Source organism: Yinghuangia sp. YIM S09857, assembly GCF_051388915.1.
Lineage (GTDB): Bacteria > Actinomycetota > Actinomycetes > Streptomycetales > Streptomycetaceae > Yinghuangia.
The window spans coordinates 131,256-148,072 of the sequence record NZ_JBPKBH010000023.1; the positions used below are offsets into that span (position 1 = coordinate 131,256).

At 71.9% G+C, this 16,817-nt stretch carries 13 protein-coding genes and 1 pseudogene; 4 read left to right on the forward strand and 10 right to left on the reverse strand.

All coding sequences use genetic code 11. The features are described from left to right. Window positions 1-209 precede the first annotated feature (209 nt). From ACRX5S_RS34595 to ACRX5S_RS34620, 6 genes are all read right to left on the reverse strand, one after another. Window positions 210-1,058: a S1 family peptidase gene (locus ACRX5S_RS34595; RefSeq protein ID WP_436777164.1), complete on the reverse strand. Its 849-nt coding sequence runs from the start codon at window positions 1,056-1,058 to the stop codon at window positions 210-212. A gap of 494 nt (window positions 1,059-1,552) precedes the next feature. Then, the gene (locus ACRX5S_RS34600) at window positions 1,553-3,118 is read right to left on the reverse strand and encodes an RNA polymerase sigma factor (protein ID WP_436777165.1); all 1,566 of its coding nucleotides are present in this window, start codon (window positions 3,116-3,118) and stop codon (window positions 1,553-1,555) included. A 221-nt stretch (window positions 3,119-3,339) separates the two neighbouring features. Beyond that, on the reverse strand, window positions 3,340-5,127 hold the full coding sequence (locus ACRX5S_RS34605) for a SpoIIE family protein phosphatase (RefSeq protein WP_436777166.1): 1,788 nt from the start codon (window positions 5,125-5,127) through the stop codon (window positions 3,340-3,342). A gap of 414 nt (window positions 5,128-5,541) precedes the next feature. After that, window positions 5,542-6,411, reverse strand: a complete 870-nt coding sequence (locus ACRX5S_RS34610; RefSeq protein ID WP_436777194.1) for a FadR/GntR family transcriptional regulator — start codon at window positions 6,409-6,411, stop codon at window positions 5,542-5,544. Between the two features lie 414 nt (window positions 6,412-6,825). Next, window positions 6,826-7,593, reverse strand: coding sequence for a hypothetical protein (locus ACRX5S_RS34615; RefSeq protein WP_436777167.1), 768 nt, complete (start codon window positions 7,591-7,593; stop codon window positions 6,826-6,828). Further along, window positions 7,590-9,086 (reverse strand): ABC transporter ATP-binding protein, encoded by a 1,497-nt coding sequence (locus tag ACRX5S_RS34620; protein WP_436777168.1) that lies wholly within the window; start codon window positions 9,084-9,086, stop codon window positions 7,590-7,592. The genes ACRX5S_RS34615 and ACRX5S_RS34620 overlap by 4 nt, the downstream gene beginning before the upstream one ends. 271 nt (window positions 9,087-9,357) lie before the next feature. On the opposite strand from ACRX5S_RS34620, the gene ACRX5S_RS34625 reads away from it, so the two are divergent. Then, on the forward strand, window positions 9,358-9,816 hold the full coding sequence (locus ACRX5S_RS34625; protein WP_436777169.1) for a hemerythrin domain-containing protein: 459 nt from the start codon (window positions 9,358-9,360) through the stop codon (window positions 9,814-9,816). A 297-nt stretch (window positions 9,817-10,113) separates the two neighbouring features. On the opposite strand, the gene ACRX5S_RS34630 is transcribed toward ACRX5S_RS34625, so the two are convergent. Both ACRX5S_RS34630 and ACRX5S_RS34635 read right to left on the reverse strand, forming a co-directional pair. Beyond that, on the reverse strand, window positions 10,114-10,818 hold the full coding sequence (locus tag ACRX5S_RS34630; protein ID WP_436777170.1) for an NUDIX hydrolase: 705 nt from the start codon (window positions 10,816-10,818) through the stop codon (window positions 10,114-10,116). Between the two features lie 104 nt (window positions 10,819-10,922). After that, window positions 10,923-12,899 (reverse strand): amylo-alpha-1,6-glucosidase, encoded by a 1,977-nt coding sequence (locus ACRX5S_RS34635; RefSeq protein ID WP_436777171.1) that lies wholly within the window; start codon window positions 12,897-12,899, stop codon window positions 10,923-10,925. A gap of 497 nt (window positions 12,900-13,396) precedes the next feature. On the opposite strand from ACRX5S_RS34635, the gene ACRX5S_RS34640 reads away from it, so the two are divergent. Together ACRX5S_RS34640 and ACRX5S_RS34645 are read left to right on the forward strand one after the other, a co-directional pair. Next, complete coding sequence (locus ACRX5S_RS34640) at window positions 13,397-13,930, forward strand: transposase (RefSeq protein WP_436777172.1); 534 nt, start codon at window positions 13,397-13,399, stop codon at window positions 13,928-13,930. A gap of 105 nt (window positions 13,931-14,035) precedes the next feature. Further along, window positions 14,036-14,332, forward strand: a pseudogene (locus tag ACRX5S_RS34645) (transposase); the annotation flags it as partial. Window positions 14,333-14,385: 53 nt separating this feature from the next. Here ACRX5S_RS34645 and ACRX5S_RS34650 read toward each other — a convergent pair. Next, the gene (locus ACRX5S_RS34650; RefSeq protein ID WP_436777173.1) at window positions 14,386-15,048 is read right to left on the reverse strand and encodes a hypothetical protein; all 663 of its coding nucleotides are present in this window, start codon (window positions 15,046-15,048) and stop codon (window positions 14,386-14,388) included. 170 nt (window positions 15,049-15,218) lie between these two features. Between ACRX5S_RS34650 and ACRX5S_RS34655 the strand changes: the two genes are divergently transcribed. Then, a complete protein-coding gene (locus tag ACRX5S_RS34655; RefSeq protein ID WP_436777174.1) occupies window positions 15,219-15,860 on the forward strand; it encodes a hypothetical protein in 642 nt (213 codons plus the stop codon). A gap of 60 nt (window positions 15,861-15,920) precedes the next feature. Here ACRX5S_RS34655 and ACRX5S_RS34660 read toward each other — a convergent pair whose 3' ends face one another. Next, window positions 15,921-16,652, reverse strand: a complete 732-nt coding sequence (locus ACRX5S_RS34660; RefSeq protein ID WP_436777175.1) for a hypothetical protein — start codon at window positions 16,650-16,652, stop codon at window positions 15,921-15,923. Window positions 16,653-16,817: the final 165 nt, after the last annotated feature.

Consider the following 16,817-nt stretch of genomic DNA (forward strand, 5'->3'; position numbering starts at 1 on the left):
CCACCGTGGTCTCTGAAGTCACATACGCAACATCCTCGGCGGTGCGTGCCACGTGAGTTCGCTCACACGACACCTCCCCGCCACCGGGGCGGAATCGCACCGCCACCGGTGGGTCCCGGACCGGTTACCCGGCGGACAGCTCCCCGCCGGGCGGCCTGCCCGGCCGTCTGCCAAGCCGTGCGCCGCACGGTGAGGCCGTCTGCCTCGGGTCAGCCGGACAGGCCGGCCGCGTCGCGGATGTCGTCCGCGAAGGCGGAAACCCGGGTGTAGACCCCGTACTTCCGCGGCTGGGCGCAGCCGTCGCCCCACGAGACGATGCCGGCGAGGCGCCCGCCGATCAGCAGCGGGCCACCGCTGTCGGCGCTGCACGCGTCCTTGCCGCCCTGCCGCAGCCCCGCACACACCATCGTGGCGGCGTTGTACGTCCCCCAGACGCCGCCCGGATACGCGCTCCGGCACGCCGCGTCCGTGGTCACCGGGACCGTCACCTGGCGCAGCACCGGGGAGTAGTCGCCGTTGCCGGTGGTGTCGCCCCAGCCGAGCACCGTCCCGGGCGTATCGGCCGCATACACGTTCTCCCCCGCCCCGACCATCGGCAGCACCGGGCCGGGCAGCGGCTCGGCGAGGGTCAGCACGGCCCAGTCCTTGTCGATGCGGGCGAGGTCGAAGTCCGGGTTCGCGTGCCAGGACGCGACGCGCGCCTCGCGGCCTGCGGTGGTCCGCAAGTCCGTCCGTGCCTGGATCACCGAGAAGTCGGGCCGCTGCGCGGGCCGCCCGTCCGGCTCGAACAGACAGTGCGCAGCGGTCAGTACCCGGGTCGGGGCGATCAGCGCACCGCCGCAGAACTGGCCCGAGCGCGCCGAGCCGTACATCTGGCGGCTCGACAGAGCCACCATCCACGGGTGCGCCGCGGCGTCGGCGGGCGATCCGCCGACGACGACCCTCGGCGGGCCCTGCGGCACGCTCTCGGCCGCGACCGCGACACCGCTCGGCATCACCAACGCCGCGAGGGCAGCGAGCACCGCGGCACTTCCGGCCGCCAGGCTCCGCTTCCCCACCCGCCACCGCCGTCGCGCCTCCGCGCACCAGGCCCTGTTCGCCTCTCCGGACCCACCCGTACCCGCCGTCCCCACACTGGTCACCGCAGCCTCCGTCCCCACCTGGCCGAACACGCTGTGTCCTCGATCCATTACTTTCAGGGAACGTCGATCCCGTCGGCCCTGCAACCGGTGCCCCTCCCCGTCGCCCAAACGGGTGAACGACGGCCTCCGCAGCCGAAGTCGACGAGCGTCGTCTGCGTGGAGCGCCCGTCGCCGGGCGGCCGCCGGAACGCGGCGGAGAGGCACAGGCGGAGCCGTGCAGCACCTCGGGCTCCGTCGTGCCGTCGCGTGGCCGAGGGGGCGCCGGGCGGGTGCGCGGGCGCTGATGGCCGTGGCTTGGTGCTGCGGTGTTGCGGGCGTCTGGATCGCGGGGCTTGGCGTGAAGGGGTGCGGACAAGCGTCAGGGCCCGGAGGCGGGTGCCTCCGGGCCCTGACGGGGTGCTGCGGTGTGCTTAGTCCAGGTAGTCGCGCAGGACCTGGGAGCGGGACGGGTGACGCAGTTTGGACATCGTCTTGGACTCGATCTGGCGGATGCGCTCACGGGTGACCCCGTACACCTTGCCGATCTCGTCCAGGGTCTTCGGCTGGCCGTCGGTCAGGCCGAAGCGCATGGAGACGACGCCCGCCTCGCGCTCGGAGAGGGTGTCGAGGACGGAGTGCAGCTGCTCCTGGAGGAGCGTGAAGCTGACCGCGTCGGCCGGGACGACCGCCTCGGAGTCCTCGATCAGGTCGCCGAACTCGCTGTCGCCGTCCTCGCCGAGCGGGGTGTGCAGCGAGATCGGCTCGCGACCGTACTTCTGGACCTCGATGACCTTCTCCGGGGTCATGTCGAGTTCCTTGGCCAGCTCCTCCGGGGTGGGCTCGCGGCCCAGGTCCTGGAGCATCTGGCGCTGGACGCGGGCCAGCTTGTTGATGACCTCGACCATGTGCACCGGGATGCGGATGGTCCGCGCCTGGTCGGCCATCGCACGGGTGATGGCCTGCCGGATCCACCAGGTCGCGTACGTCGAGAACTTGTAGCCCTTGGTGTAGTCGAACTTCTCGACGGCGCGGATCAGACCGAGGTTGCCCTCCTGGATGAGGTCCAGGAACAGCATGCCGCGGCCGGTGTAGCGCTTGGCGAGCGAGACCACGAGGCGGAGGTTCGCCTCCAGCAGGTGGTTCTTGGCGCGGCGGCCGTCCTCGGCGATGATCTCCAGCTCGATCTTGAGCTTCGGAGCCAGCTTCTCGCCGGAGTTGAGCTTGTCCTCGGCGAACAGGCCGGCCTCGATGCGCTTGGCGAGCTCGACCTCCTGCTCCGCGTTGAGGAGCGGCACCTTGCCGATCTGCTTCAGGTAGTCCTTGACCGGGTCGGCGGTCGCACCCGCGACGGCGACCTGCTGTGCCGGGGCGTCGTCCTCGTCGTCGTCGGACAGGACGAAGCCCTGGTTCTCGTCCTCGGGCGCGGCGTCCGCCGCGGGGTCACCGGGCGGGCCCTCGAGCTCGTCGGTGAGCTCCTCGGCGTCGAGCTCGGGCTCGCCGTCCTTGGACGCGGTCTTCTTGGCGGCCGTCTTCTTGGCCGCCGTCTTCTTCGCGGGGGCCTCGGCGCTCTTCTTCGCCGCGGCCTTCTTTGCGGGTGCCTTGGCGGCGGCCTTCGCCGGCTCGGCGACCTCGTCCTCCGCGGCCGCGGGGGCGGCGGCCGGCGCCGCGGGGCGTGCCGCGCTGCCGGAGACGACGGTCTTGGTGGACGTGCGCTTGGCGGTGCTCTTCGCCGCCACGCTCTTACGGGTGCGCTTGGGAGCCGCGGAATCGGCGGCGTTAACCACGATGTCCACACCCTCCTGGTCAAGGACCTGGTTGAGGCTGCGTAGGACGTTCTTCCACTGGGTGGCCGGGATCTGGTCGGCCTCGAACGCCTGGCGAATCTCGTCGCTGGCGATGGACCCCTGAGCCTCACCCCGCTCGATCAACGCCTTCACGTTGACGAAATCGGCGATCTCGGGGGGGAGCGAACGGGATGTGCTGGCCGACACAAACAACCTCTCGACGGATCTGGACGGCGTTCGACATGTGAGCCAGTCGCTCGCCGCCTGGCGAACGACACTCAGGCGGGGGCAGTGGTGCAGGTCGCCCGACCGTGCTCAGCGACTGTGCTTTTCACCACAGCATTCTGACACTTGCCGGTATTCCTGAACGGCTGCCACCTTCGTACTCATCGGGCTGGACGGCGAAGTGTTACGCGTCCCCTCGGTGGCGGGCGTCACATCAGCCCTCGCGAGCCCTGGGACCCGGCGATCCGAACACCGAGGATCGTCACGTCGTCGTCCCGGTCCTGGCCGTCCAGCAGACGTTCCAGGATGCTCGACAGCAATGGTTCCAAACCTCCCGCGCCTCCCATGGCGGATCTCGTGGCGTCGGACCTGGCGACTTCGAGGATCAGGTCCAGTCCCTGGCCGATGCCGCGTGCCCGGTTCTCGATCAGTCCGTCCGAGAAGCCGACCAGGACGTCGCCGGGGCCGAGCCGCATGCGGTTCTTGGTACGCAGTTCCGCGACGCCCAGCGGCGTCGACGCCTTCCCTTCGTCCACCAGCCTCGCCTTGCCGTCCGCCGTGATGATGAGCACCGGAAGGTGCCCGGCGTCGGCCAATTCGAGAGTTCCCGTTTCCGGGTCGATGACACCGTAGATGAGGGTGGTCAGCGATTCGTCGTCCTCGGTGGCGGTGAAGAGCCGGTCCAGGCCGGTCAGCACGGCCACCGGGTCGGGGTTGGTGAAGGCCAGCGCGCGGAGTGCGGCGCGTACCCGGCCCATGCCCGCGGCGGCGGTCAGGCCCTTGCCGATCACGTCGCCGACGACGATCGCGACGCGGCCGCCGGGGATGCGGAAGACGTCGTACCAGTCGCCGCCCACCTCGAAGCCCGGGGCGCCGGGCAGGTAGCGGTAGTCGAACTCGACGCCGTCGACGACCGGGAGGCGGTCGGGCAGCAGGCTGCGTTGGAGCTCCACGGCGGTTCGGTGCTCGCGCTCGTACAGCCGCGACCGCTCGACCGCCAGCGCGCACTGGCCCGCGAACGCCTCCAGGAACACCCGGTCGTCGGGACCGAAGGCGCGTGCGTCGCGGAACGTGAAGCGGACGGCGCCGAGGGGTGCTCCGGAGCCGAGCAGCGGCAGGGTCACGGAGGCACGTTCACCGGGCGGGGCGTCGGGGTGGGGTCGCATACCGGGGACGGTGAGGGAACCGTGGCCGACGGAGGTGGGCGCGGGGGCCGGTCTGGTGCCGAGGGGCGGGGCGGCGGCGGGTGTTTCGGGGGCGGCGGATTCGAGGGCGGCGGATTCGGGGGCGGGGCACGCGTACACGGGAGTGCCCTCGCGGACGGCCCGCATCAGGGCGTCGGGCCACTCCGCGGGGATGACGCGCGCGCGGCGGGGCGCGCGGGCGGGCGGCACGTTGGGCCACGGGAACACCGGCGCCGCGTCGTCGACCAGGAACAGGCCGGAGTCCACCGCGTCGATGCTGCGGGCGAGTTCGGCGACGGCCGCCTCGACCTCGGCGACGGTGAGCGCACCGGCCAAACGCGCGGTCATCAACTGGAGGCGCGCGGTGCGCCATTGGCTCGACCGCAGCAGTTCCTCGCGATGCCGGTTCTCGGTCACGTCGGAGACGACGGCCAGCACCGCCCGGACCGAGCCGTCGGGGTCGCGGACGGGGACCCAGCGGGACTCCAGGTGGCGCGTCTCGTGCCATTCCGGGGGTGCGAGGACGACGTCGGTCTCGGCGTGGCCCTGCTCGTGGTCGAAAACCATGGCGATGGTCTTCTCGATCTTGGAGGCCAGGTCTTCCGGCAGGAACTCGCTTGGCCGGCGCCCGAGATGATCGGCGGCGGGGACGCGGTTGACACGGGCGAGCGCCTCGCTCACCAGCAGGTAGCGGAGGTCGCGGTCGTAGAGGGCGAACGCCACCGAGGACTCGCCGCAGAGTGCGTCGAGCACCGCCCCGGAAAGCGCCTCGGCCGCCGTGGACGGGTCGTCGCGCACCATGTCGTCGGTCACTGCGTCAATCCCCACCTGTCGTTTCGGTCCGCCCGAACGCCCGTGCTGGACCGGTCCGAAAACGCGTCAGACATCGAGGGTAATCACGACCCCCGCCTCACCGGGAGTGATTGGCACGACTCTCTGTGTGCCGCGCACGGGCCGGTGCCCGGCGCCCCCGGAACGGGTCGGGGGGGGGGGGGGGGGGGGGGGGGGGGGGGGGGGGGGGGGGGGGGGGGGGGGGGGGGGGGGGGGGGGGGGGGGGGGGGGGGGGGGGGGGGGGGNCCGGTGCCCGGCGCCCCCGGAACGGGTCGGCGTCGGCGGCCCGACGTGCGGGTACCGGTCCGGTACCCGCGGAACGGGCCGCCGACGCCTCGATACTGACGATCTGTCAGGCTTTGGTTGACCTTACTTGGCCGGTCGGGGCGGGGCTGGTCAGCCTTCGCGAGGCGCCGGGAACAGTCGTTCGACCTCGGGGTGTACGGCGAGCAGCGAGCGCATCGCGGCCTCGGCGCCCTCGCCGTCACCCGCCGCGACGGCGTCCACCAGGCGCGAGTGCAGGGCGACCGAGGCGTCGGACAGGTGTTCGCAGCCCGCGGTGTGGCCGCCGGAGACCTGGAGCGCGGACGCCACGATCCCGGCGAGGTGTTCGAGCATGCGGTTGCCCGCGACCTGGAGGAGCAGGCCGTGGAACTCGGCGTCGGCCCGCGAGTAGGTCATCGGGTCCGGCTGGGCCACCGAGCGCTGCATGATGACGACGACCTCGCCGAGGCGGCGTACGACGTCGGGGTGGTTGCGACACGCGGCCATGTGCGCGGCCAACGGCTCGATCCCCCAGCGCAGTTCGAACAGCTCGCGGCGCTGGGCGTCGCGCTGCGGACCGCACGCGCGCCACTCGATGATGTCGGGGTCGAGGAGGTTCCAGTCGGCCACGGGACGCACGCGCGTACCGACGTTGGGACGGGCGCTGACGAGGCCCTTCGCCTCCAAGACACGGAGCGACTCGCGGACGACTGTGCGCGAGACCTCGAAACGCTGGCCGATCTCCTCGGGGACCAGCGGGCGTTCGGCGCCGACCTCGCCGGCGACGATCATCTGGCCGAGCTGCTGCACCAGTTGGCCGTGCAGACCGCGGCCCCGGCCGCCACCGGGTTTGCGGGGCGCACGCATGGGCTCCAGGTCGGAGCCGTCCCACGCATAGTGCTGCGTGGGCAGGGTCTCGGTGCCGGTCATCGACAGGTCCGCGACGGGCACCCGGTAGGGGTCGGCCGGCGACGCGACGGTGGTCGCGCCCGCGGTGGGCATGGGTTGGTGGGGAGCGATACTCACGCTCCTTCATCTCGGCGCGGCGCGGGCCGGGCTTGAGCCGTTCCGACGATCCCGGCTGAAAAAAACACGAAAGGGTGATCGGCCTTGCGTCGCCGTCGCTCGTCCGTGCGACGGGGCTGGGCCGGACGTGATTCTTTGGGGTGTCTGTTACGAAGATATGCCTCTGGGTTGTTTGTTGAGGTTCGCCGGTGGGGGCTGAGTTGGTGCTCGGCCGGTTGCTCGGCCGGTGGCTCGGGCCGTGGTTCGGCGGTCGTTCAGCCTGTGGGCCGATGGAGGTTCAGCCTGTGGGCCGGCGGTCGTTCAGCCTGTACGTCGGCGGTCGTTCGGCCTTTGTGTCGGCGATCGTTCAGCCTGTAGGTCGATGGTTCAGCGGGTGATTCCGGGGCCGGTTCAGCGGGCGTCGCGCCGGGCGAAGACGACCGCGGCGAGCAGCAGCGCCGCAGCGGTCCAGCCGCCGAACACGAGAGCGGCCTCGCGCGCGGTCAACCCTCCGCCGCCGGTGGCCAGCATGCGGTCGGCGGCGTTGAACGGGAGGTACGCCTGCCACTCCTGGAAGCGCTCCGGGAGCGCGATCCCGGCGACCCGGCCGAGCATCGGTTCGATCAGCACAGGCCCGGCGGCGAGCAGCCCGGCCGCGATCGCCGCTCCCCTGGCCAGCACACCGACTGCGACACCGAGTACGGCCGCGAGGGCGAGGTAGACGACGTACCCGAGCAGGACGCGCGGCGCGGGCGCCTGGTCCCACACCAGCGTCCGGAACTCCGGGCCGAAGACCGAAGCCGCGACGACGCCGTTGACGAAGAGTCCCAAAGCCCCGATGAACGCACCCAGCACCGCCGACACGGCGACCTTCGCGGCCAGCACGCGGCTGCGCCGGGGCAGGGTCAGGAGCAACGTCGGCAGTGCGGCGGCCCGTTGCTCACGCGTGCAGGAGAGAACGGCCGCGAACACGACGACGAGCACTGCGAGCGGCGTGGCGGAGCCCACCGCCCCCGCGGTCAGGACCAGCGCGGCATCGCCCGCTTCGACGGGCACCGTGCCCAGGTCGCGCGCCTCGACCCAGGTGGTCGCCGCGCCGATGGCGAGGACTCCGAACGCTGCGCCCCAGGTGGCCCGTACGGTGCGCAGCCGGGCGAGTTCGTAGCGGATCGCGGTCACGCGTTCACCTCGTCTGCGGTCGGGTTTGCGGGGTTGGGCCTCGGGTTTTCGGCGGGACCTCGGGTGAGGTTGCGGGCCGGCCCTTCGCTGCGGATGTGGCGGGGGTCCTCGCGGATGCCCAGGTCCCCCTCGTCGCTGCGGCCGCCGCGGGCGTCGTGGTCGTCGTGGTCGCCCTGATCGCCGTGGCCGCCGCGCGAGAGCCAGCGGCGGTGCTTGGGGCGGCGGTGGCCGGCGCGGCCGGCGTGGTCCGCCCGACCCTCGGGGTCCGGCTGGTATGCGGAACCACTTGCGGGCGCAACGGAGTTGGTGGAGTTGTGCGAAGCCTGGTGCGCCGCTTCGTGGTGGCCGCCGGGGGCCGCACCGGCGGCGGACGGGCCGGTGTTCGCCGGGGTGCCGACCTCGGCGGCGGGCGCGGGGATCGCCGCGTCCGTGCACACACCGTACGTGTCGTCCGAGATGCCTTCTCCGTGGTCGTAGCCCATTCGCATCGCCACGGTCTCCGGCCCGGCCGCCTCGGCGCGCCTGCGCAGGAGCTTGCGGCCCGCACGGCCCGAGGGGCGACGGGCGGCGTCCGCGAGCAGTGCCAGCGTGGCATGTTCTGCGGCGGACGCGCGTGAGCGCGCGGTCACGGCGCAGAAGGCGTCGGCGACGGAGATCTCGCGCTGCGCCAGTTCGTGCATCAGGACGTTGCCCCGGAAGGCGATCTCGCCGACGCGGGCGCGGTCGGCGCCGCTGACCGTGAGCACTGTTCCGCCGTGCGCGTGTACCGCGAGGCCTTCGCGGCGCAGCAGTTCGGAGAGGCGGTCGACCTGCGGCGTACGCACGTACACCTCGTGTCCCTCGGCGCGACTGCGGTACTCGCCCGCCGACTCGTCGGCCACCAGCCTGCCGCGTGCCACCGCCAGGACGCGGTCGGCGCAGTCCGTGAGTTCGCTGAGGCCGTGTCCCGCGACGAGGACGGTGCGCCCCTGGGTGGCGTACGCGCGCAGGAACTCGCGGATCCAGCGCGCGCCTTCGGGGTCCTGCCCGGCCGAGGGCTCGTCCAGGACGAGGGTGTGCGGATCGCCGAGCAGGGCGCCGGCGAGGCCGAGGCGGCCGCGTGCGCCGGACGAGAGGGAGCCGACGCGCACGCCTGCCACCGGGGTGAGGCCGACGAGGTCCAGAACCTCGTCGACGCGCGCCCGCCGGATCCCGTGCGCGGCGGCGAGGACCCGCAGCTCGGTGCGCGCGCGGCGGCGCGGGTACGCGGGCTCGGTGCCGAGCCAGGCGCCCACCTCGCGCGCAGGGTGGCGGAGTTCGCGGTAGCGGCGGCCGCTGAAGTACGTCCGGCCGCGGCCGCGCTCCAGTTGCAGCATCATGCGCAGCGCGGTGGACTTGCCCGCCCCGTTCGGCCCGATGAACGCCGTGACCTGGCCGGGCCGCACCGAGAACGACAGCCCGTCGACGGCGAGCGCACCGCCGTACTTCCGCGTGAGCCCCTGGGCCTCGATCATCGCGTCGTCCCTTGTCGTCCGTGGTCGTCCGTCTTGGTCCGTCGTGTCCGTCGTAGTGCTCGCTGCTTGATTCGCCCGTCGCCGAGTGGCCTGCCGTCGACAGCGTCCGCATGAACATTTCGGACAGTACATGGACGAATACGGATTTAGTTGTATCCATGCCGCATAAGCGAAGAAGAATCTGAATAGCAAAGGAGAAGCTCAACTCTGGACAGAGATCTCGGCCGAGAGGGACCATCGAAAGACCCACCACGAACGCCCGGAGGCCGGCATGTCCCCCATGTACCCAGCCCCCACGTATTCCGGCGTCACCGGCGTCCCACCCGCCTCGTCGCCCGCGGTCGACGCGCTGGCCCTGCTGCGCGGCGGCCTGGCCGCCAAGAACGCCGACTGGGCCGAGCAACTGCGCTCGGGCCTGCGCCAGCTCCGGGCCGACCTGCACGAGCACATCGCGGCCACGGAGGGACCCGACGGGCTCTACGACGAGGTACGCCGCAGTGAGCCGCGGCTCGCGTGCGCGGTCAGCCGCCTGCGCCGTGAGCACGGACGACTGAGCGCGATGCTGGACGACCTCAACGCCGGGGCGTCACGGGCCAAGGACGATCCCGCGGGGCTCAGCAGCATGCGCCCGCGCGTCCGCGAACTGCTCAAGCAGTGGGGCAGCCACCGCAGGCGCGACAATCAGCTCGTCTACGACGCCATGGCGCTGGACATCGGAGGACAGGACTGAGCCCGGCGGCGTCCCCGGCTCGACCGGCACTGGTCAAGACCGCGCACGCATTCCGGCCTCGGGCGGGGCGCGGCGCCCGCGTCCGGGGACCGGTGCGGCGAGCGGCGCCGTTTTTTCGGAGACGGCGCACAGCGGACGGTACGCGGCGTGCGGTGGACTGTCGCGGTCGCGGAACGGTGCGGACCGCGGACAGTCGGGTCGCGAGCGGTCGAAGCACGGACGGGTGGTCCGAGTGGTCCGGCCGGTCCGGGCGGCCCGGCCGGATGACGGACGGCGCGGATGCGCGGTCGCGGAGTGCTACGCCTCGGGGCGCAGCATCGGCGGATTGAGCTTCTCCGCCGAGCCACGGCGGAACAACTGCGCCGGACGACCGCCCTGACGCGTCGTGGTGCCCCCGGTCGGGACCAGGAAGTCCGGGGTCCCGGTGACCTTGCGGTGGAAGTTGCGCGGGTCCAGCGCGACGCCCCACACCGCCTCGTACACCCGGCGCAGCTCGCCGACCGTGAACTCCTCGGGGCAGAACGCCGCCGCCAGCGACGAGTACTCGATCTTCGCGCGCGCCCTTTCCACCCCCTCCTCCAGAATCCGCGTGTGGTCGAACGCCAGCCTCGACCCGTCGCCCAACTCCGCCGCCGTGGTCCAGCGCGCACCCGCCGCGTCGCCGCCGGGTCGGGGGGCGGGGAGGTCCGGCGCGAGCACCAGGTAGGCCACACTCACGACCCGCATGCGCGGGTCCCGTCCGGGGTCGCCAAAGGTCGCCAACTGCTCCAAGTGGACCGGGAGTTGATCGAGCCCGGTCTCCTCGGCGAGTTCGCGTGCGGCCGCCGCCTCCAATCCCTCGTCCGGTCGGACGAACCCGCCTGGCAGCGCCCACTGGCCCTGATACGGCGGTTCGCCGCGACGGATGGTCAGGGCGTTCAGCGTGTGGTCCCGGACAGTGAGCACCACGAGATCGACGGTGACTCCGAAGGGCGGGAATTGCGAGGCGTCGGAGGGCGACATGCGTCGATCTTAGTCGTCTGCCTGACGATAAACAGCCGTCCTCGCGAATCGACCCGTTGGTGGGTCGGGAGTGGGTCCGTGTGCGGCACGCCCTCCTTACGCGGTCATTCGGCGAGTTGGAATCCCTCGGGTGCTTCCTCCACCACGGCTTGCCCCTGGCGGTTGACGCGGACGGTGAACGCCTCGCCGGCGATGCGGAGATCGGCGAGTTCCAGCTCGCCGAACGCGGGCGCCGTCGGCGGCCGTACGACGACTCGTTCCTCGGGCGCGTCGGGTCGCACACCCGCCAGCGCAACGAGGGCGGGCAGGACGGCTGCCGCCGAGCGGGCCAGCGGGCGGCACGCGAGGGGGTGGGCGACCGGTGCGTGCCCGGCCACGCGCTGCTCGCCCGCGTGCATCTCGGGCATGCGGTAGCCGAAGTACGGGGCCGCTTCCAGGAGTCCGGACAGCAGCTCGTACGCCGCCTCCGCCTGGCCCGACGCCGCGAGACCCGCCACCGCGACACACGTCTCGTGCGCGCGTACGACGCCTCCCCGCACCGCCAGCGGGTGGTACCCGACGGTGCGGGAACCCACGCCCCGCAGCCCCCATCCGCAATTGAGGTCGGGGCTGAGCAGGCGGCGGGCCACGTCGGCGCAGCCGTCCTCGTCGAGGATCCCCGTGCCGGGAAGCTGGCCCATGGCGGAGTTGGGCACCGCGACCGGACGGCCCTCGGCGTTGAGCGCCGCGGCGTAGAACACGCCCGCGCCGTCCTCGGTGCGAAAGCGCTCCCGGAACGCCGTCGCGAGCCTGCGCGCGCGGTCGTCCCACTGCTCGGCCGCCTCGGGCGCGCGCTCGCGCAGCAGGACCGCCGCGTGACAGGCGGCCTGGTACGTCTGCCCCTGCAACTCGCACGGCGCCGGACCGCCGGGGCCGAGGCGGACGATGCCGTCCGGATCGGCGTCCATCGTCGCGGCGATGTGCTCCAGGGCACGGTCGAGGTGCGGCAGGAGAGGTTCGGCCTCGGAGTCGGACAAGCCCCAGCGCCGCGCCTCGCCGAGCAGCGTGACGTACAGCGCTGTGGAGCCGACGCAGTCGTAGCGCGACACGCGGCCACCGGGCCCCAGGGAGTGCGGGATCTTGCCGGGCTCCTCCCCGGTCGCCGGATCCGAGCGGGAGCCCTGGCGGTCGGCGAGCATGCGAAGTGTCCCGGCCGCCAGGCGCGTGCCGAGCGGGAGCAGCATGCGTGCCGTCCACAGGCTGTCGCGTCCGGTCGGCGTGAGCTGCCAGGGGGCGCCGGCCGCCGGCATCGGCACTGTGCGGTGCTCGGGGTCGGCGATCAGCAGCCCGCGCAGGTCCATCAGGCTTTGCCGGACCCAGGCCGCCACCCGGAAGTCGTCGCAGCGCACGCGCGCCTCCGACCACGGCGGCGGCCCCAACGGCGCGCGCGGCGCCGGAATCCCGGGCAGGCCGACGCTCGCTGTCGTACGCACTCCCCTGGGCTCGCCGGTCACCCGCAGCTCGACCGTCCATGACGTGGCCGGTTCGAGGGTGATGTCCCAGCGCAGGAGGCCCGAGGCCGCCAACGCGGTCTCCGGCGCCGGAGCCGCGACGGCGCGCACGCCCCAGCCGTCGGAGGACGCCCAACTGAGCCCGCCCGGGCACACGCGTGCCGGCAGATCCGGTCCACGGCGGCCGTTGCGCAGTTCGGACAGCGGTGCCAGGTCGGTGCCGAGGGTCAGTTCCACGGGCACTCGGACCGGGCGGGTCGCCGTGTTGCGCACGACGACCCGCTCGCGCCCGTCCGCCTGTCTCGTGCGGTCCACCACCAAGACTGGGTCCGGGGTGGGATCCGCGACGAAACGGTGTATGGCCAGGAACCGCGCGGCCCCCGAGCCCACCACGTGGGACGACAACGGCTCGGGCTCGCTGCCCCCGATGGTCACCAGCGAGCGTGCGAGCAGTCGTCGACCGTCGTGGAACAGCCCTTGGACGCCCCGGCCGCGCAGTTGGCCGTCCAGCGGACAGATCGCCATCCCCGGGGCGTCGACGCAGATCAGCGCGTCGTGCGCGAGGGGGTGTGGCGTCCTGGTCCCGGTCACGTGAATGCTCCTCATCGGCCTGCTGCGCTCGTGGGCCCGCCCACGGAGGCCAGAGGACCGCCCCCGTGCCGGTCACGCGGCACGCAGCGGATTCGCGTGCCCGTTCCCATGGGCAACGCGCCGACCGGCCCGGGGTCACGCGGATCCGCGACAAGAAGCCGATTCGCCACCTGCGCAAGACCTGCGCCACCCCGGCACGCCACCATGCGACAGCCGACGGCCCGGCACTTGGTTGATGCATGAAGTCCCTCGCTGTCTCAGGGTTTTGGACGGGTGGAAGGAGCAGTCGGAACGAGCAGGCGGAACGAGCAGGCGGACGGGGTCGCGGGGCAGGCGTGGGCGGAGCCCCGGCGAACGCGACGACCGGCCCGCCGCCGAGCGCGGCGTTCCGCAGAGGGACGCGCCCGTGCTGCCGCATCCGCCCTCGTCCCGGTTCAGAGGTCCCCGAGCCGACGGCCCGTGTGGCGCGGGCCAGCAACCCGTACGGTACGACCGCGATGGCGATCCGAGACCATTTCGACGGGCTGTGGTCCGACGAGGACTTCGCCGAGTGGTACCCGCGGGACGGCAGGCCGGGGCTGTCGCCGGCGCAGCTGGCGACGGTGTTCGTGTTGCAGTTCCTGAAGGAGTTGTCGGACCGGCAGGCTGCGGAGGCGGTGCGCTGCCGGATCGACGTGAAGTACGCGCTCGGGATGGAGTTGGACGACCCGGGCTTCCACCACAGCGTGTTGTCCGACTTCCGCGAGCGCCTGTCCGAGGAGGGCCGCGCGGACCGGCTTCTCGGCCCGGTGCTGGAGCGTCTCAAGGGCGCGGGGCTGATCCGGGAGAGGGGGCGGCAGCGCACCGACTCCACGCACATCCTGGCGGCGACCCGGGACCTGACCCGGCTGGAGCTGGTCTCCGAGGCGATGCGCGCCGCGTTCGCGACGCCTTCGCCGTCGGCTGGGCTGCAGAACAGGTCACCTGCCCCGAAGGCAAGACCAGCATCCGATGGGCGTCCAATTTCTCCAACGCCCCCTACGTGCAGGTGAAGTTCTCCAAAGACGACTGCGGACTCTGCCCATCGAGGAACAGTTGCACACGCAGCACCTTCCGGCTCCTGACCTTCCTGCCACAGGAACTCAACTCGGCACAGAGCGAAGCGCGCCCAGCAGCCGACCCGACGCTGGTGGACCCGCCACGTCGTCCGCGCCGACGCCGAAAGCACCATCAACGAGTTCGTCAACGGCCACGACATGCGCCAACGCCGCTACCGCACCACCGACAAAGCCCACGACCAACACATGCTCACCGCGATCGCGATCAACCTCGAACGCATCACCGCACACCTCCCGCCCGCACCCGAGCTTCAGTTCAGAAGCCCCACCGCACTCCAGCGGTTCCTCGACGTCAACCGCATCCCACGCCCACGATCCTGGCGCGCCACCGGTTGACCAGGGCACCCGAACGGACCGGCGTCCTCTGGTGGCGTGGCGAAGTGGCCGGGTCAGCTCTGGACCGGGTAGCCGATCTCCGCCTGGTCGTCGGCGAGGTCCTCAAGGGATACCTCGGAGTTGAGGCGCGTCACCAGGTCCTGGGTCAGCGGTCGCAGGGCGAAGACGTGACGGACGGCGTCGAGGTCGATCTCTGTTTCGTAGTAGTCCTCGGCGAACTCGCGGTACGCCTCCGGGCGGCCGTCCACGAGGAGCGCGAAGAGCCATGCCGCACCGTCGGCTTCCGGCCCCGCACCGGCCGGCGGCACGACATCGCCGCAGTGCCACGCAGAGTCGGGCGACTCGCGCCAGAAGCACACGGTGGCCCGCAGTGTTCCGTCCGCGTCGCAGAACGCCGGCTCGGTCACCTGCGTGACCAGGTCCTCCGGAACGGCGTCGACCAGCCCCCGCCAGGGCCGCGACGTCCGGCTCATCGGCGACTCGTGGTCGTATCCACGCGCGAAAGCCCCTGCCGCGGAGAAGACGATGGAGTAGTCGTCGCCGCTTCCGTTGCGCATGGACGCCAGCTCCTCACCCGGCGCCCAACGGCTGTCGAACGAGTAGTACCGCGACTCCCAGTCCGGGCTCATGATCGCGTCCAGCATCGCCAGGGCGCGGGAACGGTCTCTGACCACCGCAATGGCCGGCAACTGACGGATCACCTCAAACACAGACATCCGGTAATCCAACCGGATGCGGCTGCGGCGCGGCACACCGGTCCGAGCCTGCCCGACCTGCCTTCTTGTTCAGGGCACCAGAGCCTTCCAAGATCCCCGACAGCGTCGATCACTATCTGCGGGCCACCTACACCGCGCCACGTCGGTGCTCGCTGGCAACATCACCTGCCATGGAATCCGAACCCCTGCGACAATCCGTACCGGGCACGGCAGCATCGGCCGAGCCTGCCCACGTGGCCCGCCGGCGCGCCGCACTGACCAAGGGCGGCGGGTTCGACGCGCTGAGGCAGTTGGTCCCTCCCCCCGAGGCGACATGGCTGGGCGACGGCATGACCTGGGGCGACCTGGCCGCCGCTGTCGGATCCCCGCTGCCGCGCGACTACGTAACGCTCATGGAGACCTACGGGAGCGGTTGCTGGAACGGTTGGTGGCGGTTCGCGGCGCCATTGGACACGAGGCTCTTCGGCGTTCTGGAGAGCGCACGCGACTGCGTCGAGACCTACGGCGATTTCCGGGAGGAGTTTCCAGAGTGGTACCCGCTCGCGGTGTGGCCCGAGCCCGGCGGATTCTTCCCCTTCGCCCTGTCCATCGACGGCGACTACCTCGGCTGGATGACCGAGGGAGAGCCCGACGCGTGGCCGCTGATCGTCACCCCGAGGCACGCGCACCAGGGCCCGCCCCTGCCACTCGGACTCGTCGACGTCCTCCTCGCGTGGTCGCGCGGCACGTACAAGGACGTCGGCTTTTCCTTGGCGGAGTCCGTCGAAGACCCGCTTGAGCACAGCAAGTTCGACGCCTGGTCTCGCAGGTGACGGCCGAACGTCTGCCGGAGGAGAACTCCGCCAGGTGCGTAGCCGGCGGGGTCCCGCTTATCAGCCCCTGAGGACGGCCAGGTACTTGTCGATGCGGGCGACGGGGAGGCCCATGGCCTCGGCCATCTGCCGGCGCGTCGCGTCGGGGTTGCGTGTCAGGTAGTCCGCAAGTTCCTTGCGGCGCTGGGCAGCGCCGTCCCTGACGGTGGTTCGTCCGGCCGCGGCGAGGTAGCGCTCTGCCTGACGCTCGGACAGGCCGAGGTCGGCGGCGACCTGCGCAGGGGTCACCGACGGGTCGGCCTCGAGGAGTTCGGCGACGCGCGCGGCGTTGCGAACGGCGGCTTCACGCACGATCGGCACCTTGTTACGGGAGCCCTTGGTGCGGTGGCGCCCGTCGGGGCGTGCGGCCCACGCTGCGATGGTCTCGCGGTACCAGTGGGGTACACCCTCGACCCGCGCGTCCGTGGGCGGGCCGATGCCGTCCTTGTCCGTGGCGTACACGTAGGTCTGCCACGTCTTCTGCGTGGGCCGCCGCTCTTCCGGGATCGCCAGCCGGGCCTCCTCGACGTCGAGGAGGTCGCGCGGATGCGGCGCCGGCTGTGGCGGCAGGGGCGTGCCGTCGCGGTACGCCGCCAGGTCCGCCTCATCGAAGATTCGGGTGACCCGGGCGCCGGGCCGGTTGAGGGTGCGCACCTTCTCCCAGATGCGCGTGTTGCGCAGGGTCCCCGGGCTCTTCCCCAGCATCTCGGCGGCGCGGTCGATGCCGACCGGCTTGCTGCCGTAGGGGATCACGGTGGCCTCCTGGCGAGTTCGTCGCTCCGCTGCAATATGTCGAACGACGGATCTTCCCCTTTCGACATGTTGAACATACCACTCCTGAATCACGTTTCGAGGTTGCTTCACCCAGACGGAGGCACGGCCTGACGTACGCAACGGGGCGGGGGGGGCAGGGGGGGT